The organism is Serratia sp. CY38905 (assembly GCF_052168875.1).
Classification (GTDB): Bacteria; Pseudomonadota; Gammaproteobacteria; order Enterobacterales; family Enterobacteriaceae; genus Serratia; species Serratia sarumanii.
Genome location: NZ_JBJNLV010000025.1, coordinates 1 through 22,798, shown reverse-complemented (window position 1 = coordinate 22,798; position 22,798 = coordinate 1). Strand labels below are relative to the sequence as shown.

Sequence of the window (22,798 nt, the reverse complement as noted above, 5' to 3'; positions counted from 1 at the left end):
CGTACGGCCCACAGAATGATGTCACGCTGAAAATGCCGGCCTTTGAATGGGTTCATGTGCAGCTCCATCAGCAAAAGGGGATGATAAGTTTATCACCACCGACTATTTGCAACAGTGCCGAAAAAGCTTGCCAGCTACCCCAAGCAAAACGGACTTGCCAAGGCATTGAGGGAAATTGGCCGTATTGAACGAACGCTGTTTATGCTCGACTGGTTCCGCGATCCGGCACTTCGTCGGCGGGTACAGGCGGGGCTGAATAAAGGAGAAGCCCGTAACGCGCTGGCGCGTGCGGTATTCCTGCATCGGCTGGGTGAAATCAGGGACCGAAAACCGGAAAATCATAGCTACCGCGCCAGTGGACTGACGCTGCTGACGGCGGCTATCTCGCTGTGGAATACCGTCTATATGGAAAGAGCGGTCGATGCCCTGAAGCGTAAAGGGGTGAAGATCAACGAACAACTGCTGTCGCATTTGTCTCCGTTAGGCTGGGAGCACATCAATCTGACAGGCGATTATATCTGGAAAAGCAACCGGATACCGGCTTCCGGTAAGTTTCGTCGGCTGAGACCAGCTAAAGTCGAAAGGTCAAAAAATAGCCTTAACGTACAATAATTTTCGATATCCAAACTGACCCCTTCTACGGTGTTATCGCGTAGCTGAGAACATTGGCGTTCGTGCGATAATGGTTCATGCGCTTACTGAAGAAGCCAAAGGTTTCTATGCTCACCATGGATTTAAGGCATCACAAACTCATGAGAGGACTCTGTTTCTAAAGCTTCCATGACTGGTTGCTGGAGTGGGAAAGTAGCAGGCCACAGCCTCAACATATTGATTTTTATTTCGTTTATTATTGGATTTAACATAATCTTTGTTATGCGCACCTGTATTGTAGGGGCTCAATGCTAATGTCTATTAGGGGGCTGCGGATGTTTTCCTGGACTGTTATGTTGTGATCCCAAGATGCTGCCGGTACTTCACAGGACTCATTGCACCTAATGATAGCTTGATACGTTTCTCGTTATACCAGCGTATGTACCTGTCCAGGAAGCAGATAAATTTTTCCAGCGTGATACCCGCCCAGTCTCTGCCATAGAACATTTCGTTTTTGATACGCCCGAAGAAGCCTTCACACGCAGCATTATCCGACGAGCATCCTTTGCGCGACATGGACCTTATAAGTCCGGAGGTGTTGATACGCTCGAGCCAGCCCGGCCACCGGTAATGGCCACCACGATCGCTGTGTATCACTGGTTTATCATGTTCGTTGAGCGTATCGAGTGCGTCATCGAGCATCGTATTCACCAGCGTCGCGTCCGGGCGTGTTCCTATCGACCAGCTTACAACCAGGCCATCAAAGCAGTCGATAACCGGCGACAGATAGACTTTTCCAGCCGGAAGCTGGAACTCCGTAATATCGGTCAGCCACTTCTCATTTGGCCTGCAGGAACTAAAATCCCGGGCGAGTAAATTTTCCGGTGCCGGGCCGATTTCGCCACAGTAAGAGTTGTATCGTCGTCGCCTGGTGCGCTTAACAACGAGCTGCTCTTCTGCCATCAGTCTGCGGACAACCTTTTCAGAAATAACCCTGTTGTTACCGCGAAGCATCGCGTGAAGGCGCCGATAGTCGTAACAGCGGTAATTCTCCTCAAAGATATCGGCCATGATCACGCGTATTTCCGCATACTTATCGTACAGACGTTTTGGTAAAAATAACAGCTGCGGGCAAGTTGCAGAACGCTTAGCAACTCAGCAACGGGGTACTTTTTCTTAAGGGCATCAACTATCAGGGTTTTCTCCCTGTTTTTCAGTTTCAGAAAGCTGACGCCCAGATCTTTTTTTATCAGTTCATTCGCCTTTGTCAGTATGTCACGTTCGAGCTGCAGCTGATGAACCTGCTTCCTGAGACGCTGGATTTCACCGAGTAAAGCATCCTGATTTTTATCCTGAGGGGCTGACTTTCGTTTGCGCATGGATTGATAAGCCTCGTCACTGATAAGGTCTTTCTTCCATTTGTACAGGACCGGGACGCTGACGCCTATGCTTTGTGCAACTTTACGCGCGGTTCCACGTCGGTTACAGAGCTCCCGGACGGCCTGAGACCTCTCTTCCGGGCTGAAGCATTTGTTTCGTGGGGACTGAACCAGGCTTCGATGGCGGGCAGGAACTGCCACAGCAGCATGAGTGCGGCGATGCAGCCAGTGATGACGAGCCAGCGCCGGATGAATCGATCCGGCTCCGGGCGGCTGTAGGGGTCGGGTAGGTCACGTCATTCTCCATGTTGAAATCAGCGCCAAAGGCCGCCAGTGCGCCAGCGTGGCGGACGTGGTGATACGGTCACTTCGGGGTCGAAACGGGCCGATGGAAACGGCGGCATCGCGGGCGGCGGAGCTAGTTCCAGCAAGCGCTCAATGCGTTCAGCCGTCGCTGGATGCGTGCGCAACCAGGAGGGTTCCGGATTGCCCCATCCGGGCAGCAGCCAGGCGCGCCAGGAGCGGCTCACCCGCTCGATCTTGGCGAGCGCTGAGGCCAGCCCGTGCGGGTCGCCGGTCAATTCGGCAGCGAGCCGGTCGGCGTCGAATTCGCGCACCCTGGACAAGCCCAACTGAGCCAGCAAGGCCAGCTGTGGCGCGACCGCAAGTAGAAGCAACGCGGGCCAATTGACTTCCGTGACTCCAAGCAATAGCGTTGGCAAACTGAGCACGATCGCAAGCTGCCCCAACAAGGCCAGAAGATGGGTGAGCCGGCTGATGGAATCGGCCAAGCCCATGACACGCAAATCCTCGTTCGCAATATGCGCGATTTCGTGGCCGAGCACGCCGGTCAACTCGCGGGGCGTGAGGCTACGCAGCAGGCCGTCGGTCAGCGCGATGGCCGCGTGATGCTTCGAACCGGTGGCGAAGGCGTTGACGACCCCGCTGGGCACGTAGTGCGGTACCGGCACGGTAGGCAGCCCGGCCCGCGCCGCCAGTTCGCGCAACACAGCCCAAAGATCGGGCGCTTCATCCGGGTGCAGGGGGCGTGCGCCATACAGCCGCAAGGTCAGCCCGGAGGCGGCCGCCGGTTCAAGCAGCAGGGTGAACCCCGCAGCCGCAAGCGCCAGCCAAAGCCCGCCGTCACCCAACAGCAGGCTGCCAGCGACGGCGGCAATTCCGAGCAGGGTCAGCACCAACAGCACGGTTTGCAGGCGATTGTGCCAGCGATGCCGCGCGCCGACATTCTGCGCGTGGCGCAGATCACGACTGATCATCTGAGCTTTCCCCGGCTGTCCGGTCATCGCGCTCGCGCAGCAGCCAGTAAGTCGCCCCGAGGGCCAGTGTCGCGCCTGCAAGCGCCGCGACCTTGGCGGGGCCGGTCTCCGGGTCGAGGATCACGAATTTACGCGCCAGGGCGATCAGCCCGATCAGGATCACCGTCTTGACCTGGATGATGCTGTCGCGCCGCAAGGCCACCCTCACGATGGAATGCTTGAACTCCATGGCAATGAGCAGCGTCATGATCATGCCGAACACGGTCTGGAAGACCTTGTGATCGAGCGGATTGAATGCATCAATGATCAGCAGGCTGAAGACGATCGAGATCAGCTGCAGCAGCGAGACCACGATGATAACGGCAATGATTGCGGACAGCGCGAGCGCGATCACCTGTTCAAAGCGCTCGTAGAACGTCATCACTGCCCATTGGGCGCGAAATGTTTTGATCGGGTCTGCTTGCTTTTCCTTCATCGCCACTCCTCTCAATTCTGAAATACTTGTGCGCCCACAACTTGGTTGCACCCTTGTCTTTTTTGCCTGGTAGAGCGCGCTGTCCGCCTGCAGCATCACCTGCTCGACAGAGTGCAAACGGGGGTCAAGGAGAGCCCCCCCCATGCTGGCGCTATAGCTGATCGACACCTCTCCACACACCACCGCTGTCGCCGCAGTGTCCTGACGAAATCGCTCCGCCCATACTTGGGCGCCTTCTATCGATGCCGCTTCCAACAACACAGCGAATTCCTCCCCCCAATCCGGGCAGCCATGTCGGTTGCGCGAACATGTTCCCTCAACCGTGAAGCAAAGGGGTCGGTGATCACCATACGCAGCAACTGCTGCTCTATTTCCTTGCGAGAAGAGATGTCGAACAGAGTACCGACTATCAGTTGCCTGCCCGCGTCACCCAGCCATGGGCCTTGTTCCTCGAAAGTCGAGTTGCCAGAGGATCAGGTGAACAGATGGGCCGCGCCGTCACGCGAACGGATGGCCAGCGAGCGGGAGGGCAGTGCCGCCGCTGATGAGCAGTCCCCACGGCGTGGCCGACTGCTCATCACGCTTGTAGACGCCCGCGTGACCTGCGGCCACGACCGCCACCGCGATCGAGGCCAGGGAGGCTGCCCATGCCAGTGCCAGGCCGATGGGGTCGGACACGGCAGCCTCGCCCGCCATCAAGATGCGTCGCTCGCCTTCGCGGCATCCGGCTGCTCCGGCTCGGCCGGGGTCTGCGGTGGCTCTTTGCGTTCGAACACCACGCGTTCGGCCTTGTCGTCCCAGCGTGCGCTGGCGTGATCGCCCTTGCCGATGCCGCCGCCGAGCATCTCGCGCGCCAGCGCAGTTTCCAGCTCGCTGCGGATCAGGCGCTTGAGTTCACGCGCACCGAACTCGGGCTTGTAGCCTTCTTCCGCGAAATGGTCGATCAGCGTCTGATCGAAAGTGAGCGTCACGCCCTGGCTGGCGGCGCTGCGCGCCACGCGATCGAGCTGCAGGCCGACGATGTGGCGGATCTCCTCCTTGCCCAGCGCATGGAAGACGATGATCTCGTCGATGCGGTTGAGGAACTCGGGCCGGAAATGGCCGCGCAGCACGTCCATGACTCCGGCCTTGGTCTTTTCGTACTCCTCGCCGGCCGCCCCGCGCGCCTTCAGCCGTCGCTGGATGATGTCCGAACCCAGGTTGGACGTGGCGATGATGATGGTGTTGGTGAAATCCACCACCCGGCCCTTGCCGTCGGTGAGGCGACCGTCGTCGAACACTTGCAGCAGGATGTTGTATACGTCAGGGTGTGCCTTCTCGATCTCGTCGAGCAGCAGCACGCTGTAGGGCTTGCGCCGCACCTTCTCGGTGAGCTGACCGCCTTCGTCGTAACCGACATAGCCCGGAGGCGCGCCCACCAATCGCGCCACGGTATGGCGTTCGCCATATTCCGACATGTCGATGCGCAACAGGGCGTGCTCATCGCCGTAGATCGATTCGGCCAATGCCTTGGCGAGCTCGGTCTTGCCCACCCCGGTCGGGCCCAGAAACAGGAAGGTAGCCACCGGTTTGCTGCCTTCACGCAGGCCGGCGCGGGACAGCCGCACGGCATCGGCCACGGCACGGACCGCCTCGTCTTGTCCCACCAGGCGCTCGTGCAGCCGTTGTTCCAAGTGCAGCAGCTTTTCGCGCTCTTCCACCGTCAACTCGTTGACCGGGATGCCGGTCAGGCGCGAGACGATCTGCGCCACGTGTTCCGCCTTGACCTCGGCACTGCCGGAGGCCCGCTCCCGCTCCCAGTCCTCGACGAGCTTCTTGAGCTCGGCCTCCTTGGCTTCGATGCGCTTCCCGAGCTCGGCGGCCTGGTCGTACTGCTTGCGCGCGGCCACGTAATCCTGTTCACGCCGCAGCTGGTGCAGTTCGGACTCCAGCTCCTGCACGGCCACCGGCCGGGCCGTGGCCGACAGCTTCACGCGCGCGGCCGCCTGGTCGAGCAAGTCGATTGCCTTGTCCGGCAGGAAGCGCGCCGTGATGTAGCGGTCGGACAACTCGGCCGCCGCGATGATCGCGTCCTCGGAGATGCTGACCTTGTGGTGCGCCTCGAAGGTGTCGCGCAGGCCGCGCAGAATCATGATGGCCTGGGCCACCGTCGGCTCGGGTACCGTCACCGGCTGGAAGCGCCGCTCCAGTGCGGCATCCTTCTCGATGTATTTCTGGTACTCGTTCAGCGTCGTGGCGCCGATCAGGTTGAGTTCACCGCGCGCCATCATCGGTTTGAACACGTTGGCCACGTCCAGCCCGCCTTCGCCACCGCCCTGGCCGGCACCGACGATGGTGTGCACCTCGTCGATGAATAAAATCAGCTCGCCCTGGTGCTCGGTCACCTCCTTCAGCACCTTCTGCACGCGCTCCTCGAACTCGCCGCGATATTTGGCGCCGGCCACCATGGCGTTGATGTTGAGTTCCACCAGTCGCTTGTCGCGCAAGGTCTCGGGCACTTCGCCCGCCACCATGCGCTGCGCCAGCCCTTCGACGATGGCGGTCTTGCCCACACCCGGCTCGCCGATCAGCACCGGGTTGTTCTTCTTGCGCCGGGCCAGCACCTCGATGGTGGTTTCGATCTCCTGTGCGCGGCCGATCACCGGATCGAGCTTGCCGTCGCGCGCCATCTTGGTCAGGTCGCGCGAGTACTTGTCGAGTTCTGGCGTGTTGGTCGGCGTCTGAGCGCGGCCATCCTCGGCGCCCTTGCCCACCACCTTGCTGACCTGTTGGCGCAGCGCCTGCGGCGTCAGGCCGTAGCGGCGTAGCAGGTTGGCGGCCAGCCCTTCGCCTTCCTCAGCCAGACCGATCAGGAAATGCTCTGGACCGACATAAGAATGGCCGAGTTCATTGGAGGCCACAAAGGCGCGGCTGAGCGCATCCTTCACGCGTGGCGACACGCCGATCTCGCCCTCGAAGGGCTTGTCCCCGCGCTTGGCCTCAGACTCGATCTGCCGCTTGAGGTCATCGACCTTGATCTTGAACTGACCCAGGATGGTCTTGACCACGTCGCTGTCGGCCAGTGCCAGCAGCAGATGTTCGGTATCCACCTCGGAGCGGCCAAATTCGGCAGCGTGTTTGGCGGCCTCCTGCAGCAAGGTTTCCGACTGTTCGCTGATGCGGCTGGCCAGCCCACTGCCGCGACGGCGCGGCACACCTGAACCTGCGGCGGCGGGCTCACTTAACGAGGCATCGACCACATCATCGGTATCGGCGGCAACGGGCGTCGTGTCGTCGCCGATGCGGAAGAAGTCACTGCCGAGGAAGTCCTCGAACAGGCCGCTGCGCGAGCTGAACAAGGCTTCCAGCGGCGAAACGGTGCGTTTTTGCTGGCGCACTAATTGGCGGTAATGGTCGTCGCACAACAGCATGGTGCTGTGACGCCCGTTGAGACTGGCTTCCACCCGCACGGTGGCGGGTTGGCCGCAGACCTGGCATTGTTTTCTGGCCATGCTGATGCTCCTGAGAAGGTTGACAAGGTTGACAAGGTTGACAAGGTTGAGGCGACGAGGCATCGCGAACCGCGACGCCTCGTCTCGTGCCGGGTTTTTCTTGTGACGAACGAGCCGGCGACGTCAGCCGTTGATCGGGATCGAGCGTCCCTGCTTCGGCGCGCTGACCTCGCGCTTGTCGATCGTGACCGTGAGCACCCCGTTCTTGAACGATGCTTTGATCGAATCCTGGTTGGCGTCGTCAGGCAGGTTCAAGGCACGCTGAAAGCTGCCGTAGGAGCGCTCCACACGGTGGAAGCCACCTTCCTTCTTCTCCTGTTCCTGGCGCTTCTCGCCACGCACCATCAGCACGTCGTTGTCGAGAGTGATCTGGATGTCCTTCTCCTCGACACCGGGCACTTCCAGGGCAATCTTGTACTGCTTGTCGGTTTCCTGGATGTCCAGGGCCGGCTTCAGCATGCCCGACCAATCGGATGGCCACTGCGGCATGTTCAACGCCGGAAAACCGAAGCCCCGGAATGCGTCATCGAACAGCCGGTCGATTTCCCGATGCAGTTGCAGGATCGGGCTGACTGGCCCGCTCGCCGCTGGCAGGTCATTGCGCTGCACCGGCAGGGAAGAGACGGTCTGCTGCTCTTGCTGCTCGTTCTTGAACCAGTTCCAGGGAGCCAACTTCTTGAAATCGATGTCCATGTCATACCTCCAGAAAAATTGGAAAACGAGTTACTCAAGCCCTTTGCCTGCTGTGACGGGCAGTGCGCCCAGGCGACACGGGCTGCTCGGATGACTTCTGCTGTTCACGCTTGCGCATCACCTCCTTCTTTGCTGCGGCTCGGGTCTGATCATTGATCCACTGATCGATTTCACTTTGAGGAAACCGCCACGTCCCGCCCACCTTGAAAGCCGGAATTTCCCCGTGCGCGGCGAGCCGATAAAGCGTCCGCTTGCCGACTTTCAAGTACGCAGCCAATTCATCGAGCGTGAAAATCACCTGTAGGTGCGCTTTCATCCCTGTAGGTGCGCTTTCATCTCACCCTCTCCAATCGCGTCGCTTTGCGGTTCCGGCCAAGGAAATCCTTGTAATACTTTGTAAGATATTACGCTTACCATGACAGCCTTCAAGAGTCAATGTACAGCGTTCTCCCGCCCCATTGATGCAGGTCAACTGCTCAGGCAAGGCGCAGCGGGGCGGTCTGATCAGGCAATGGACAGCGCCTGGCTCGTCAGCCTGCGTGTACCACAGGCGCCTCGATCAAACACCGATCCTCACGTTGTAGCCGAGTGCCCGCAGCCCCTTGCTCGTCTGCATGTTCCTTGGCGGAAACTCGTCTGGGCGCGCCCAGACGACGATTTCCCCGAGGCTGCTCAGGCTAACGTGCGGAATTGCCCAGTCGTCGCTGCGGATCGCGTTCCAGAGTCGGGCCGAAACACTTCCGTTGCCCCAGACAACGTAGTTCAACAGTATCCGTCCGGCCAACACACCTTCCCGACACCGCCGCCGAAGGCCATGGCCCATCAAGCGGATTTTCCATGCGCCCTCAGCGCCGTACCTACAGCAAATCTTTCAAGGCTCAGGTCATTCAGGAGTGTTCTGAACCCGGTGCCTCCATCGCAAACATCGCCTTGGGCTACAGCCTCAATGCCAACCTCGACCACAAATGGATTCGGCTGCCTACCCAGAAAACCACGGCTATCCAGCCAGCGTTCATCCCGTTGCCTTCTCAAATGCTCGGCGTGGGTTCGCATACTCAAGCGCGCTGCTGCGATCATGAGTTTGATCCAGTCGGCCCGTAATAATGGGCACGATCCGTATGCCTATCTCAAGGATGTGCTGACACGGTTGCCGTCCCTGTAACAGCCTGAAGTTGACCTGGGTAATCAAATACCGGTGTAGTGATTAGGAAACAGGGCTCGGATAACATCATGGCGCAGGTCACCCTGATCTTGACCCTCCATCTCCGAACAGCTTTTGTATCTTAAGTTAACGATGTCCGCTGCCGGTATTCCCTCGGGGAGTGATATCCCAGCGCGCTGTGCGGGTGGCTTCCATTTCCATCAGATGTCCTTCCTGCTCCGCTACTGAAGGCGTGGTGCGTAACGGCAAAAGCACTGCCGGACATCAGCGCTATCTCTGCTCTCACTGCCGTAAAACATGGCAACTACAGTTCACTTACACCGCCTCTCAGCCCGGTACGCACCAGAAAATCATTGATATGGCCATGAATGGCGTTGGATGCCGGGCAACCGCCCGCATTATGGGCGTTGGCCTCAACACGATTTTACGTCACTTAAAAAACTCAGACCGCAGTCGGTAACCTCACGCATACAACCGGGCAGTGACGTCATTGTTTGCGCGGAAATGGACGAACAGTGGGGTTACGTCGGTGCTAAATCACGCCAGCGCTGGTTGTTTTACGCGTATGACAGGATACGGAGGACGGTTGTGGCGCACGTATTCGGTGAACGCACGTTGTCCACGCTGGAGCGTCTTCTGGGCCTGCTGTCGGCCTTTGAGGTCGTGGTATGGATGACGGATGGCTGGCCGCTTTATGAATCACGCCTGAAGGGAGAACTGCACGTTATCAGCAAGCGATATACGCAGCGCATTGAGCGGCATAACCTGAATCTGAGGCAGCATCTGGCAAGGCTGGGCAGGAAGTCACTGTCGTTCTCAAAATCGGTGGAGCTGCATGACAAAGTCATCGGGCATTATCTGAACATAAAACACTATCAGTAAGTTGGAGTCATTACCTTCTTTGCCGCCGGACATTGTCCGACGCAACACCAAACGGGTCTGGCGGGCTGAGCCAATCCCGCAGGCAAATTCAGCCCTTACCGGATGGCTCAGCCCCCTACTCATTGGAATTGGATATTCAACTTTCAGGGGCTACTGCGCCAGACTTCAGTCTTTAAAGTGATTGACTTAGCGCCTGGCACACTCAATTTATTTAGGTAGCGGGCCTAATTGCACCCCATCAGGATAATACTTCCAGCCATCGCGAATTTTGACATTTTCATCCCACGGAAGTTTGTATTCGCCATTGGCAAGATCGCGCACCCAGGTCAGGTAATTCTCGCGTTCGCCTCCCGGTTTGCCGACATAGCCCCGGCAGCCAAGGTTGAAAATATTGTTTTCCAACGCCCAGTTTTCACGCGCTTTATCCACCAGGCGCGGGAACAGCTCTGCGGTAACAATTTCCCATGGGTTGCGGTGCCCCTGCTGAATGACGTTACCGTCATAATTGCAGACCGTACCCTCGCCGAAGTAATAAAAGACATCGTCATAACCGGCCAGATTCACCGAAACGGTATACATCAGGTTTTGCCAGGCATTCGTCCGGTTGGTCCAGATCCACTGATCGTTCACCTGCGTGGAATAGCCCGAAATACGGATATAGACATTGCAGCCTTTATAAGCAGCCTCACGCGCCAGTTCCGGGAACATGCCGTCATGGCATATGCAGACGGCGAGTTTAGAACCTTTAGGCCCATCGCATACCGGCATTCCCATATTTCCCGGCATCCAGGGCTCAATCGGAACCCATGGTTGCAGCTTGCGGTAATGCAGAGCGATATCGCCCCGATCGTTAATGATAATAGCGGTGTTGTACGGTGGAAGAGACGGGTCTTCATTGCGCTCCATTAAGGAAAATACCCCCCAGATGCCGTTGCGGATACAGGCCTCTTTGAACTGACCAATCTCCGGGCTATCGAGAGTGAGTAACATCTCGTCATAGGTCCAGATTTTAGTATTCAGTCCCTGGGTTGAATATTCCGGGAAGACGATAACATCAAGTCCCGGATATCCGGCTTTGGTGGAGTCAACGGCCTTACAAATCTTATCGACCTGTATCTGGATATCCTCCGGTCCTTTAATAACGGGAACGGGGTATTGGATGGCGGCAATTAATAACGCTTCATCCCAGGAGCTTACACTTCCGGTGCTACCCATAGCAGACCTCTCGTAGTTAAGTTGGTGATATAAATTTAAACCGACAGATATGACGCAATTTGTTCTTCATCAGCACCAGAACGCGCCTGTTGATGAACAATATTGCCTTTCTCAATAACAACAATTTTATCTGACACATCGAGTACAAAGCTTAAAACCTGCTCGGAAACTAATATGGTCAACCCTTCTGCATCACGAATCTTACGTAATATTTTTGCCATTTCTTTAATAATTGACGGTTGAATTCCCTCCGTTGGTTCATCCAGCAAAAGTAATTTGGGTTTACCGGCGAGAGCTCTGGCCATAACGAGCTGCTGCTGCTGACCACCGGAAAGATTTCCCGCCATCCGTTTGCGCATTTCTTTCAGCACAGGGAAATAGTCATACAGGTATTCAGGAACCTGTAACGAACGGGATTGGCGAATCCCCGTTTTTATATTTTCTTCAACCGTCATGGTTGAAAATACCATTCGCCCCTGCGGGACAAAGCCAATGCCATGCTGAACACGCTGGTAACTAAGCAAGCCGGTAATATTTGTACCGGCAAACTCTAACTCACCGGCACAGGACGGTATCATACCAATCAGTGATTTCATCAGCGTGGTTTTACCCATACCATTGCGCCCTACCAGAGCGACGATTTCACCCTCTGCTAACGTCAGATTCAGTCCACTGATGACCTGGCTCTGACCATATGCGACAGCATAATCAGAAATTTTCAGCATCCGTGTCTCCTTAATGACCAAGATAAACGTCAATAACCCGAGGGTCGTTTTTGACTTTATTGATGCTACCTTCCGACAATACTTTTCCCTGGTGCATGACGGTGACATGATCGGCAATGTCTTCGACGAACTGCATGTCGTGTTCAATCACCAGTACAGAACGTCCCCCGGCAATTTTGCGCAGGAGCTGCGCGGTTTTTTGGCGTTCGGCGACAGACATGCCTGCCACGGGTTCGTCCAGCATCATGAGCTTAGGATCTTGTATTAGTAGCATCCCTATTTCTAACCACTGCTTTTGCCCATGGCTGAGAAGGTCAGCCTGCGTATGTAGGTAATCGGCAAGGAAAATTTCGCCAGCAACCTGTTCGACCGCAGCGATTATTTCTGGCGTGCGACGAAAGAACATGGCGCCCAACGCGGTTCTGGCTTTGGGATAAGATAACTCGAGATTTTCAAATACCGTTAAGTTCTCATAGATTGATGGATTCTGGAATTTACGCCCAACCCCTTCATGAACAATTTTATTTTCCCGAAGTTTACTCAGTTCCTTATTGCGAAATTTGATGCTGCCGCTGGTTAGCTTTGTTTTCCCGCAAATGAGATCAAGCACTGTTGTCTTACCCGCGCCATTTGGGCCAATAATAACGTAAATCTGCCCCTCATCGATGTACATTGAAAAATCATCGACGGCTTTGAAGCCATTAAATGAAACGGTTAATCCCTCTACCGCTAAAATTATTTCTTTTATCGGATTTTTCATTTCAGCACTCCGGTGTTTACTCTGGGTTTGGTCATACTCTTTTTGCGCAGCAGCGACATCACGATCGGGTGAATATATTGCTGATAAAGCCCTGCCAGTCCTTTCGGGAAAATCAGCACGACGGCAATAAAGAGCAGGCCCATGGCAATCGTCCAGAGTTCAGGAAAAGACTCGGAAATACTGCTCTTGGCGGCATTGACGATAAGGGCGCCATATACTGCCCCCAGCAAAGAACCTCGCCCGCCCACGGCACAGAAAACGACCATTTCAATTGAAGCAACAGTGCCAATAAACCCTGGCGACATGAACCCTACTTGCAGAGTGAACATCGCGCCACCGATCGCCGAAAACAGAGCGCTAATGCAGAAAACCACCGTTTTGATATTCGCGACATCATAACCAGAGAAACGAACGCGGTCTTCCTTATCGCGAATGGCAACCATCAGTCGGCCGAGCTTGCTATTCACAATAAAATAGCCCGCGCTCACAACCAGCATCAGTAAAACAGCATTAATAAAGTAGAGGATATAGCGTGCAGAATCAGTACGGATATCCCAACCTAAAAGCGTGCGTAAATCCGTGATGCCGTTAATTCCCCCGGTGTAACCCTGTTGTCCGATAATAAGAATCGTCAGGATCGCGGAGATAGCCTGGGTGATAATAGCGAAGTACACCCCGCCAACGCGGCGTTTAAACATTGCGCTGCCGAGAATCCATGCGCAAATAGTGGGCACGATTAAAATAGCCAGAATTGTCAGACTAAAAGAATGGAATGGCTGCCAGAACGAGGGCAAAGCGGTTAGCTGATTCCAGTCCATAAAATCCGGGATGCCCGGGGTGGTTTGCATTTTTGTTTCCGCTGGCGAGGAAGCTTCCAGCTTGAGAAACATGGCCATACAATAACCGCCGAGGCCAAAAAAGATGCCCTGCCCCAGGCTCAGAATACCGCTGTAGCCCCAACAAAGTACCAGCCCGACGGCAACAAATGCATAAGTCAGGTATTTACCGATCAGGTTTAAACGGAAAAGATCCAGGGTTAGCGGCATGACGATAAAAATAAGGCCTATCACCAGGGCAATACCCAGTAGCGGATAATTTTGCATGCGTTTCATCATAAACTCCTAGCGGCGGACCCGGTTGGCGAAAAGACCTTGCGGACGCAATAGCAGAATGCCGACCACGATCAGTAGCGTAATCACCTTCGCCATTGAACCGCTCAGGAAAAACTCCAGCGTGGATTGCGATTGTGAAATGGCAAATGCGGAGGCGAGCGTGCCGAGCAAACTTTGCGCGCCGCCAAACACCACCACCAGGAAGGTGTCAACGATATACTGCTGGCCAGCCGTTGGACCTGTTGAGCCGATCATGGTAAAGGCGCTTCCGGCGATCCCGGCGATGCCGCACCCAAGTGCGAAGGTTCGACTATCGACCTGAGCCGTATTAATACCCACCGCGCTGGCCATCTGGCGGTTAAGTACCACCGCGCGGACTTTTATTCCCCAGGCGGAGAAATAAATCAGCCAGGCCGTAAAAGCGGTAATAACTACGGTCAGCAGCAGAACAAATACCCCATTAACAGGAATATCAATATTGTCGGCAAACTGATACGACCCCATTAGCCATGAAGGTAAGTCAACGCCGACTTCGCGGGGACCAAATAGCGAACGATAGCACTGCTGTAGAATCAGGCTCAGACCCCATGTCGCCAGCAGCGTGTCGAGGGGGCGTTTATACAGATGCCGTATCAGGATTTTCTCAACGAGCGTACCCAGCAAGGCGGTACACAGGAAAGCAAGGGCAATGGCAACAAAGAAGTAGATGCCGAAGATTGAAGGCAGATAAGCGCTGAAAAACTTACCGGTCAACCATGTGACATAAGCACCCAGGATCATGAACTCGCCATGAGCCATATTAATCACGCCCATCTGGCCAAAAATAATAGCGAGTCCAAGCGACATCAGAACAAACACGGCGAACAGGCTGAGCCCCGAAAACCCCTGCATGACAAAAATGGAAGCCAAATCGGCGAAGTTATAATCGCTGAACATGGAAGTATCCTCGGTGAAGTCAAAGCCCCCCCACGCTATATGGGGGGAAGCGTCGGTTAGTCTTTCGGGAATGGGTTCGGTTCGATAAGTTCTGGCGTCTGATAAATCACGTCGTACTGCCCATCCGCACGAGCGCGACCGATAACCGTTTTGGACCACAGATGATGGTTATCATGGATGCGTACATACCCTTCCGGCGCATCTTTGAACTCAATACCGGGCGAGGCCTTACGAATTTTGTCCACGTCGAACGAGCCAGCTTTCTCAACCGCCGCTTTCCATAACCATGGGCCAAGATAGGCCGCCTGAGTGACATCGCCGATAACCATGTCATTACCCCAGCGCTTTTTAAATGCGGCGACAAAGCTTTTATTTTCCGGATTATCCATACTCTGGAAATACTTCATCGAGGCATAGGCGCCGACGATATTTTCGCCGCCAATACCGCGGATCTCATCTTCCGTGACGGAGATGGTCAGCAGCAGCGGTTTCTCCTGCGTCATATCGATCCCCGCCGCCTTCAATTGCTTATAGAAGGCCACATTCGAACCGCCGACAACAATGGCATAGATAACATCAGGCTTTTTGAGTTTTATTTTGTTAATAACCGAATTGAACTGCGTATTACCGAGTGGGTAATAATCTTCGCCAACGACTTTCAGCCCCAGCTTTTCAATATGGTGACGGGCGATTTTGTTTGCAGTACGCGGCCAAATATAATCAGAGCCAAGCAGGTAGAAGGTTTTTGCATGTTTATTTTTAACTACCCAATCAATGCCGGAGATTATCTGTTGAGTAGCTTCCTGTCCGGTATAAATAACGTTTGGCGATTGCTCAAGCCCTTCGTAAAAGGTTGGGTAATAGAGCATGCCGTTATATTGCTCAAGTACCGGCAGCATGGCTTTGCGGGAAGCCGAAGTCCAGCCGCCGAAGATAGCGGCGACCTTATCACTGACCAGTAACTTACGCGCTTTTTCTGCAAAGGTCGGCCAGTCGCTGGCCCCGTCTTCCTGTACATATTCAATTTTTCTCCCCAGTACCCCTCCGGCAGCGTTAATCTGCTCAATAGCCAGCTTTTCAGCCTGAATCGAGCCGGTTTCACTGATGGCCATCGTGCCTGTGGATGAATGCAGTATCCCGACCTTGACGCTATTGTCGGTGACCGCCAGGCCCGTGGTATTAACCACTGACGTCGCCGGGGCGGCGATGGCCGTATTAGCTGCCATCATCAGGCCGGCAATCGCCAAAAGTTTCGCTTTGAGGCACGCCTGGTGAAACCGGCCTGGGCTCGGTATTTTCATATTGCTATGTGGCTGGGGTAAATCACGAATGTTCATGGTAGCCCTCATAATCGTTATGGTTCATCTCAACTGGGGCTATCATGCGAGAGAGTCCATCAATCCAACAATGCGCGAGGTAACGCAGCGGCTACGTCATTTAACGTATTGGTTAATTCTCATAATCAAGACATGCTCACGTGCGCGATAACAAGAAAATACTAAGACGCGCCTGTGGTTAAGTTCAGCATTTTTATCATTTCAGGAGCAGTGAATGACCGTTCAGCAAAAGGCGTTTAAATCGCGCAGACGCTACAACCAGTGGGTGACCAATCAGACTCTCGAGGATTTTGCGCTCCGCTATACGCCGGTCTCGGCACGACGCTGGAGCGCAAAGCGAGTTGTTATGACAGCGCTCAGCGCAATTACCTTTTTGGCGCTTGAAGCCATTGGCGGCGCGCTGACGTTAACCTATGGATTTAATTATGTGGTGGTGGCGGTTATCTTAGTTAGCATTATTATCTTTGCGCTATCAATGCCGATTGCCATTAATGCCGCAAAAAACGGCCTGGATATTGATTTGCTGACCCGCGGCGCCGGATTTGGCTACCTTGGTTCCACGGTGACCTCGTTAATCTATGCTTCTTTCACCTTTATATTTTTCGCCCTGGAAGCCGCTATTATGGCGATGGCGCTTAATATGCTGTTTGGCCTGCCATTGCACTTTGGTTATCTGATTGGTTCCGTTGTTGTTATTCCCCTCGTCACCTGGGGGTTCACTTTTATTTCCCGTTTTCAGCAGTTCACCCAGTTTTGCTGGCTGGCGCTACAGCTATTACCCTTTATTTTCATTTTAATACGTGAACATCATGTGCTGCAAAACTGGATCGACTTCCCTGGTTTTATTACAGCCCGCGATGGTTCTTTCGATTTCCTTCAGCTCGGCGCCGTCTGTTCCGTACTGCTCTCACTGGTAAGTCAAGTGGGAGAGCAGGTCGATCAGGTTCGTTTTTTACCAAAGCCACAACATCCGGCCCGCTGGAGATGGTATGGCGCAGTAATTGCCGCAGGTCCGGGGTGGGTTGTCATCGGCGCCATCAAGATCCTGCTCGGCTCCTTCCTCGCCGTGCTGGCGTTTAATTACGGACTCGGCGCGGAACTGGCCAGCGAACCCACCCATATGTATCTGGTGGCATTTAGCTATGTCACCCATTCATCATCAACGCTACTGGCATTAACCGGTATTTTTGTGGTGCTCTCCCAGCTCAAAATTAACGTCACCAATGCATATGCCGGCTCGATCGCATGGTCTAATTTTTTCCTGCGCCTGACCCATCGTCATCCAGGGCGCGTCGTGTGGCTGTTTTTTAATGTCGGTATTGCTCTGTTATTGATGGAACTTGGCGTTTATCGCGTATTTGAGGATATCCTGGGCATTTATGCGGTGGCGGCCACATCCTGGCTTGGCAGCGTGGTTGCCGATATCACCTTAAATAAGTGGCTTAAATTACGACCAGCGGAAATAGAGTTTCGCCGGGCCTATCTCTACGATATCAATCCTGTCGGCATCGGTTCGATGACGCTCGCCATGCTCTGCGGTCTCTCAGCCTGGATGGGATGGCTTGGTCATCCTCTACAGGTTTTTGCCTCAATGTTATCGTTGTGTCTGACGTTTATCACCGCCCCCTTCATCGCCTGGCTGACTCGCGGACGTTACTATTTTTCCCGGACGCCGGTGCAGGTCACGGCAACGGAATGCTGTGTCTGCGGTAATTATTTTGAAAAACCAGAGATGAGCTATTGTCCTTTTTATCAGGGCAGTATTTGCTCACTATGTTGTTCTCTCGATGTCCAGTGCAACGATACTTGCAAACCTCATGCGCGCTATACGGAACAGGCTTCAAAGCTTATCGGGATATTTATTAAAGAAAAATCATTACGCAAAATTGATCCCAGAGTGTGGAGTTTTATCAGCATTTTGCTGTTATTCAGTTCCGTCATCGGTCTGCTTTTGATGCTGGTTTTCGCTCAGATGCGCGATGAATTCGGCAGCGAGCAGGACCTTCTCGCCGCGGCGTTATGGAAAGTTTTTTTTATCCTGCTTATCGTAACCGGCGTCACCACCTGGCTATTTGTCCTGACAAATAAAAGTCGCCAGATTGCGCAAGAGGAATTGCGCCTGCAAAGCGACCGTCTGATGAAAGAAATTATTGCCCATGAAGCGACGGACCGGCAATTGCAGCAGGCAAAGGAAGATGCCGACGATGCTAATCAGGCCAAAAGCCGCTATCTCACCGGGATTACTCATGAACTCAGAACGCCGCTCAATGCGATGCTGGGTTATGCGCAATTACTCGAACGTGCTGATGATATCCCTCCAGCCCGGCAGCGCGGTATCGGTATTATGCGCAGAAGCGGCGAGCATCTGGCTAATCTAATTGAGGGATTACTGGATATTTCGAAAATTGAAGCGGGAAAATTAGAAATATATCGTGAAGAAGTGCGCATTGGCGATTTGGTGCAGCAACTGGTCGCCATGTTTGAACAACAGGCCAGCGATAAAGGACTGACATTTCACTACAACGCCCCACACTGGCTGCCCGAGGCGGTGATGACGGATGAGAAACGCCTCCGGCAAATTCTTATCAATCTGCTTTCTAATGCGGTTAAATTCACGGACAGAGGCAGTGTAACCCTCGATTTCCAGTATCGTAGCGAGGTGGCGTTTTTCTCGGTTCACGATACCGGCATCGGCATCGCCCCTGAGAACCTGGAACGCATCTTTAAGCCTTTCGAACGCGTATCCGGCGATAGTCGTCGGATCGGGACGGGCCTTGGGCTGACGATTACCCGGCTTCTGACTTATATCATGGGTGGCGATCTCCAGGTGGAAAGCATCCGTGGCGAAGGCACAACGTTTAAACTCACCCTGATGCTGCCAAGCTATAGCGGGGATGCCTACCAACCCGCCGAGCCTGCGGTAATCACCGGATATCCAGGCAAGCGACACACCCTGCTGGTAGTTGACGATGATGAATCCCATCGGCAGCTGATGATGGATTTACTCACGCCCATAGGCTTCACGCTGCTAACAGCCGAAAATGGTCATGTCGCGCTACATTTAGCCCGGCAAAATCATATCGACCTTCTTCTTCTGGATGTTGCAATGCCTGAAATGTCGGGGTGGGAACTGCTACGTCAGTTACGTAATAAGGGACAATTAGCGCCGGTAATTATGATTTCTGCGGAAGCGGATGAGGGTAAATGCCGCCACTTCACTGGCGAAGGGGAAGTTCGCTACCTGGTTAAACCGCTGCGTTTCCCTTTACTACTGGAGAACATCGGTGAAATATTGCATCTCCAGTGGCGCACGGAATGTCAGCCGCCAAAGCAGCCGGAAATACATGAACCACGCTCGCAGCTTACCCGTGTCCAGATTGAGTCGTTAAAAGAGATGGCCAGATTGGGTTATGTGAGAGGGTTTCGTGAACTGCTGGACAAACATATTTCCGCTAACCAGATCAGCAAAGCCGAGGGCGAAAAATTTGCCGAGTTGCTGAGGCGCTTTCGATTCAAAGAGATAGTCGAGAGTCTTGAACGCCCGGAGGGAGAGAAAAATGGCAATAGCAAAGCCGACGGTACTTATCGTCGATGATGATATCAACACGGTAAGTATGTTGAATGACACGCTTGATGAAGCCGGTTTTACCGTTCTGGTCGCTCTGGAGGGTAATCAAGCCCTTTCGATAACCAGCCAGATAACCCCGGATATCATTCTGCTTGATGCCGTAATGCCGCATCTGGATGGGTTTTCAACCAGTAAGCGCCTGCGGCAAAATCCGGGGCTGCGGCATACCCCGATTATTTTCATGACAGGCCTGAGTGATACGCAGAATATCGTTGATGCATTTGATGCCGGGGTGGTCGATTACGTAATTAAGCCGATACGCACGGAAGAGCTGGTTGTCAGAATGCGTACCCACTTGCGGAACTCAAAATTAACGGTCAGTGCCTATAGCGCGATGGATTCCGTTGGCCAGACCTTATGTGTTTTTAGCAAAGAGGGGCAACTACGCTGGGCCACGCCCAATGCATGGCAACTGATGAAAAACTTCAGCGATACCGGGTATGAACCCAATAAAAAAATAGTAAACCGGATCATCGGTTGGCTGAACAATACGGAAGGTTTAAAAATACCCTTAGATCTTTCATCGCAAGGCATCGCTCTGAAATTCTATCTTTCACGCCGGACCGCTGAAGGAGAAAGTTTGCTACGTATTGAAGAGATCAAAGGACATGAAGAAGTCGAAGCGGTGAAACGCCTGAAAAACAACCTAGGGCTGACGCAACGAGAAGCCGAAGTCCTCCTGTGGATTGCCAGGGGAAAAACAAACCGCGAAATTGGCGATATTTTAAACCTTAGCCCCAGAACCGTGAATAAACACCTTGAAATTGTATTTCCAAAGCTGAGTGTGGACAATCGCACCGCAGCGGCAGCGTTGGCAATAAATTCGCTATATGCCAGGGAGAAAATGTAGCGACAATGAGGCGTATTCGCGCAGACCTGCCCTGACATTTTTATCAGGCAGAACTGGCACCCTCATGTCCACGTCTCCGTCACCTGTGGCGGTATCGATGAGCACGGGAAGTGGAAGAAAATCAGCTTCCGTAAGGATGCCATGCGCGCCCGCTGGATGTGGAATATCCGCCAGCTTCTGCTGAGCGTCTGGTTCGAAGGCGTGGCCCTGCCGCTGTCCCTGTCACATATCACCACCGAATCACAATGGCGCAGTCTGATACTGACGGCCGGAGGCGACTACTGGCACGTCTACATGTCAAAAAAGACGGACGGTGGCAAAAACACCGTGAAATACCTGGGGCGTTACCTGAAAAAGCCGCCGATAGCGGGCTCCCGGCTGGCGCACTACGCCGGAAGTGCCACGCTGAGCTTTCGCTACCACGACCACAACACGGGCGAGCTGGCCACAGAGACGCTGACGCAGAGGGACATCGTGGCGCGCCTGAAACAGCACATCCCGGAGAAGTTCTTCCGTAAGCGTACAGCGAGTGACCTGCCCCCAGGATTAGATACAACCGTCAGTTAGTAAGGTCGGTTTGTTTACCTTCACATTTTCCATTTCGCCACCGTGCTGCAAACTCTGATGGCGTCTGATAATTCAGTGCTGAATGTGGACGACACTCGTTATAATCCTGCCGCCAGTCATTAATGATTTTCCTTGCGTGAACGATATCGCTGAACCAGTGCTCATTCAGGCATTCATCGCGAAATCGTCCGTTAAAGCTCTCAATAAATCCGTTCTGCGTTGGCTTCCCGGCTGGATTAAGCGCAACTCAACACCATGCTCAAAAGCCCATTGATCCAGTGCGCGGCAAGTGAACTCCGGCCCCTGGTCAGTTCTTATCGTCGCCGGATAGCCTCGGAACAGTGCAATGCTGTCCAGAATACGCGTGATCTGAGGCTTTGTTGAATAAATCAGCTTCAGGACGAGTGACTCTGTAACTGACCGGGTTTTCAGGCAATACGCACGCTTTCTGGCATACCAGCCTTCGTTATTTTATTCAGCGCACGCACCATGCCCAAAGCCTCTACTACCTGACCATCGTAATCACACAGCGTCAGTGAACCTCCGAACAGTTGCTTTACCCTGTACATGGCCGTCTCCGCTATCGAGCGACGGTTGTAATCTGTTGTCCATTTCCACCGGGCATTACTCCCGGTCAGCCGCTGATTCGCTACTGCACGGTTACGGTCTGCGTACTCTACGGGCCAGTAACCCGCTCCTTTTCGGGGCGGGATGAGGGCACTGATTTTCTTGCGCCGCAGTTCATCGTGACAGAGTCGGGTGTCGTAAGCGCCGTCTGCTGCGGCTGCCCTGATTTTTCTGTGTGTCTGCCGGATAAGACCCGGGAAAGCTTCTGAGTCCGTGACGTTGTTCAGAGACAGGTCCGCGCAGATGACTTCATGTGTTCTGCTGTCAACGGCCAGATGCAGCTTCCGCCAGGTACGACGGCGCTCTTTGCCGTGATTTTTGACTTTCCATTTGCCTTCACCAAAAACCTTCAGCCCGGTGGAATCAATCACCAGGTGTGCGATTTCACCCCGGGTGGGTGTTTTGAAACAGACATTAACCGACTTTGCCCGCTTGCTGACACTGCTGTAATCCGGGCAGCGCAACGGAACGTTCATCAGGGCAAAAATGGAATCAATAAAACCCTGCGCAGCCCGCAGGGTCAGCCGGAACAGGCGTTTAATCATCAGGACGGTGGTGATGGCAAGGTCAGAATAGCGCTGAGGTCTTCCCCGTGATGAAGGCGTTGCCGACTCATACCAGGCATGAATCGCTTCATCGTCCAGCCAGAAAGTGAGGGAGCCACGGTTGATGAGGGCTTTGTTGTAGGTGGGCCAGTTGGTGATTTTGAACTTTTGCTTTGCCACGGAACGGTCTGTGTTGTCGGGAGGATGCGTGATCTGATCCTTCAACTCAGCAAAAGTTCGATTTATTCAACAAAGCCGTTTGACCGTATCATTCTTAGCCAAATGCGCTAAGGCTAAAATTTAGTATGAGTAGTGATAAGCACTTTTCCTCAACAGGAAAATATCAACCTCCGTTTGCTTAATGAAGGTCTGCTTATCGCTCACAACTGCCCGTCATGCCAGCTCAAAAAACAGGCTTAACGTAGGATATTTAATGAGATGGTCACTCCCTCCTTCCCAGTACTATGCTGAGGACAGGCTTTCATTCGGAGAACCATCATGGAAAACATTGCGCTTATTGGTATCGATCTGGGTAAGAACTCTTTC

At 54.0% G+C, this 22,798-nt stretch carries 19 protein-coding genes and 7 pseudogenes; 9 read left to right on the top strand and 17 right to left on the bottom strand.

The features are described from left to right. From ACJ8MK_RS25130 to ACJ8MK_RS25120, 3 genes and pseudogenes are all read left to right on the top strand, one after another. On the top strand, positions 1-188 hold a 188-nt coding region (locus ACJ8MK_RS25130; protein WP_411550833.1), incomplete at its 5' end, for a hypothetical protein. After that, a pseudogene (locus tag ACJ8MK_RS25125) lies at positions 121-612 on the top strand (Tn3 family transposase); the annotation flags it as partial. The gene ACJ8MK_RS25130 and the pseudogene ACJ8MK_RS25125, both read left to right, overlap by 68 nt. Before the next feature lie 22 nt (positions 613-634). After that, positions 635-784 (top strand): annotated as a pseudogene (locus tag ACJ8MK_RS25120) (GNAT family N-acetyltransferase); the annotation flags it as partial. A 158-nt stretch (positions 785-942) separates the two neighbouring features. Here ACJ8MK_RS25120 and ACJ8MK_RS25115 read toward each other — a convergent pair. The 9 genes and pseudogenes from ACJ8MK_RS25115 to ACJ8MK_RS25075 all read right to left on the bottom strand — a co-directional run. Then, positions 943-2,117, bottom strand: a pseudogene (locus ACJ8MK_RS25115) (IS3 family transposase); the annotation flags it as partial. 167 nt (positions 2,118-2,284) lie between these two features. Beyond that, positions 2,285-3,247: a zinc metalloprotease HtpX gene (locus ACJ8MK_RS25110; RefSeq protein ID WP_004152113.1), complete on the bottom strand. Its 963-nt coding sequence runs from the start codon at positions 3,245-3,247 to the stop codon at positions 2,285-2,287. After that, positions 3,234-3,722, bottom strand: coding sequence for a phosphate-starvation-inducible PsiE family protein (locus tag ACJ8MK_RS25105; protein WP_004152114.1), 489 nt, complete (start codon positions 3,720-3,722; stop codon positions 3,234-3,236). The genes ACJ8MK_RS25110 and ACJ8MK_RS25105 overlap by 14 nt, the downstream gene beginning before the upstream one ends. 114 nt (positions 3,723-3,836) lie before the next feature. Further along, positions 3,837-3,983, bottom strand: a pseudogene (locus ACJ8MK_RS25100) (phosphate-starvation-inducible PsiE family protein); the annotation flags it as partial. 237 nt (positions 3,984-4,220) lie between these two features. Continuing rightward, positions 4,221-4,418, bottom strand: a complete 198-nt coding sequence (locus tag ACJ8MK_RS25095; protein ID WP_004152115.1) for a hypothetical protein — start codon at positions 4,416-4,418, stop codon at positions 4,221-4,223. Next, on the bottom strand, positions 4,418-7,213 hold the full coding sequence (gene clpK / locus ACJ8MK_RS25090) for a heat shock survival AAA family ATPase ClpK (RefSeq protein WP_048255129.1): 2,796 nt from the start codon (positions 7,211-7,213) through the stop codon (positions 4,418-4,420). Before clpK ends, ACJ8MK_RS25095 begins: the two co-directional genes overlap by 1 nt. 123 nt (positions 7,214-7,336) lie before the next feature. Beyond that, positions 7,337-7,906 (bottom strand): small heat shock protein sHSP20, encoded by a 570-nt coding sequence (gene hsp20 / locus ACJ8MK_RS25085; protein WP_004152117.1) that lies wholly within the window; start codon positions 7,904-7,906, stop codon positions 7,337-7,339. A gap of 34 nt (positions 7,907-7,940) precedes the next feature. Next, positions 7,941-8,222 (bottom strand): helix-turn-helix domain-containing protein, encoded by a 282-nt coding sequence (locus ACJ8MK_RS25080; protein WP_004152118.1) that lies wholly within the window; start codon positions 8,220-8,222, stop codon positions 7,941-7,943. A 243-nt stretch (positions 8,223-8,465) separates the two neighbouring features. Then, on the bottom strand, positions 8,466-8,729 hold the full coding sequence (locus tag ACJ8MK_RS25075; RefSeq protein ID WP_004118208.1) for a hypothetical protein: 264 nt from the start codon (positions 8,727-8,729) through the stop codon (positions 8,466-8,468). A 14-nt stretch (positions 8,730-8,743) separates the two neighbouring features. Here ACJ8MK_RS25075 and ACJ8MK_RS25070 point away from each other — a divergent pair, with 14 nt between their 5' ends. The 3 genes and pseudogenes from ACJ8MK_RS25070 (at position 8,744) to ACJ8MK_RS25060 (ending at position 9,950) form a co-directional block, all read left to right on the top strand. Then, positions 8,744-9,007: a transposase gene (locus ACJ8MK_RS25070; RefSeq protein WP_004118209.1), complete on the top strand. Its 264-nt coding sequence runs from the start codon at positions 8,744-8,746 to the stop codon at positions 9,005-9,007. Next, positions 8,964-9,068: pseudogene (locus ACJ8MK_RS25065) on the top strand (transposase domain-containing protein); the annotation flags it as partial. The gene ACJ8MK_RS25070 and the pseudogene ACJ8MK_RS25065, both read left to right, overlap by 44 nt. Positions 9,069-9,252: 184 nt before the next feature. Beyond that, positions 9,253-9,950, top strand: a protein-coding gene (locus ACJ8MK_RS25060; RefSeq protein ID WP_223174644.1) for an IS1 family transposase whose coding sequence is annotated in 2 segments (ribosomal slippage) — positions 9,253-9,502 and positions 9,502-9,950 — 699 coding nt in all. Because the reading frame shifts where the segments join, the coding sequence is not laid out codon by codon here. A 207-nt stretch (positions 9,951-10,157) separates the two neighbouring features. Here the strand turns inward: ACJ8MK_RS25060 and ACJ8MK_RS25055 are convergent. Genes ACJ8MK_RS25055 through urtA form a run of 6 tightly spaced genes read right to left on the bottom strand, consistent with a single transcriptional unit; the run spans position 10,158 to position 16,035 of the window. Beyond that, complete coding sequence (locus ACJ8MK_RS25055) at positions 10,158-11,165, bottom strand: formamidase (RefSeq protein ID WP_004181997.1); 1,008 nt, start codon at positions 11,163-11,165, stop codon at positions 10,158-10,160. A 35-nt stretch (positions 11,166-11,200) separates the two neighbouring features. Then, on the bottom strand, positions 11,201-11,890 hold the full coding sequence (gene urtE, locus ACJ8MK_RS25050; RefSeq protein WP_004181996.1) for an urea ABC transporter ATP-binding subunit UrtE: 690 nt from the start codon (positions 11,888-11,890) through the stop codon (positions 11,201-11,203). Between the two features lie 10 nt (positions 11,891-11,900). Beyond that, positions 11,901-12,650, bottom strand: coding sequence for an urea ABC transporter ATP-binding protein UrtD (gene urtD / locus ACJ8MK_RS25045; protein WP_004181995.1), 750 nt, complete (start codon positions 12,648-12,650; stop codon positions 11,901-11,903). After that, on the bottom strand, positions 12,647-13,762 hold the full coding sequence (gene urtC / locus ACJ8MK_RS25040) for an urea ABC transporter permease subunit UrtC (protein ID WP_004181994.1): 1,116 nt from the start codon (positions 13,760-13,762) through the stop codon (positions 12,647-12,649). The genes urtD and urtC overlap by 4 nt, the downstream gene beginning before the upstream one ends. A 9-nt stretch (positions 13,763-13,771) precedes the next feature. After that, entirely contained in the window at positions 13,772-14,698 is a 927-nt protein-coding gene (gene urtB / locus ACJ8MK_RS25035; protein ID WP_004181993.1) for an urea ABC transporter permease subunit UrtB, read from the bottom strand. Between the two features lie 56 nt (positions 14,699-14,754). Beyond that, a complete protein-coding gene (urtA, locus tag ACJ8MK_RS25030) occupies positions 14,755-16,035 on the bottom strand; it encodes an urea ABC transporter substrate-binding protein (protein ID WP_004181992.1) in 1,281 nt (426 codons plus the stop codon). Between the two features lie 214 nt (positions 16,036-16,249). On the opposite strand from urtA, the gene ACJ8MK_RS25025 reads away from it, so the two are divergent. From ACJ8MK_RS25025 to ACJ8MK_RS25015, 3 genes and pseudogenes are all read left to right on the top strand, one after another. Continuing rightward, positions 16,250-19,630 (top strand): hybrid sensor histidine kinase/response regulator, encoded by a 3,381-nt coding sequence (locus ACJ8MK_RS25025; RefSeq protein ID WP_004181991.1) that lies wholly within the window; start codon positions 16,250-16,252, stop codon positions 19,628-19,630. Further along, the gene (locus tag ACJ8MK_RS25020; RefSeq protein WP_004181990.1) at positions 19,593-20,513 is read left to right on the top strand and encodes a response regulator; all 921 of its coding nucleotides are present in this window, start codon (positions 19,593-19,595) and stop codon (positions 20,511-20,513) included. Before ACJ8MK_RS25025 ends, ACJ8MK_RS25020 begins: the two co-directional genes overlap by 38 nt. A gap of 45 nt (positions 20,514-20,558) precedes the next feature. Next, positions 20,559-21,029: pseudogene (locus tag ACJ8MK_RS25015) on the top strand (transposase); the annotation flags it as partial. Between the two features lie 43 nt (positions 21,030-21,072). Here the strand turns inward: ACJ8MK_RS25015 and ACJ8MK_RS25010 are convergent. Next, positions 21,073-21,452 (bottom strand): annotated as a pseudogene (locus ACJ8MK_RS25010) (integrase core domain-containing protein); the annotation flags it as partial. 56 nt (positions 21,453-21,508) lie between these two features. Further along, positions 21,509-22,432: an IS5 family transposase gene (locus ACJ8MK_RS25005; RefSeq protein WP_004181988.1), complete on the bottom strand. Its 924-nt coding sequence runs from the start codon at positions 22,430-22,432 to the stop codon at positions 21,509-21,511. Between the last annotated feature and the right edge of the window lie 366 nt (positions 22,433-22,798).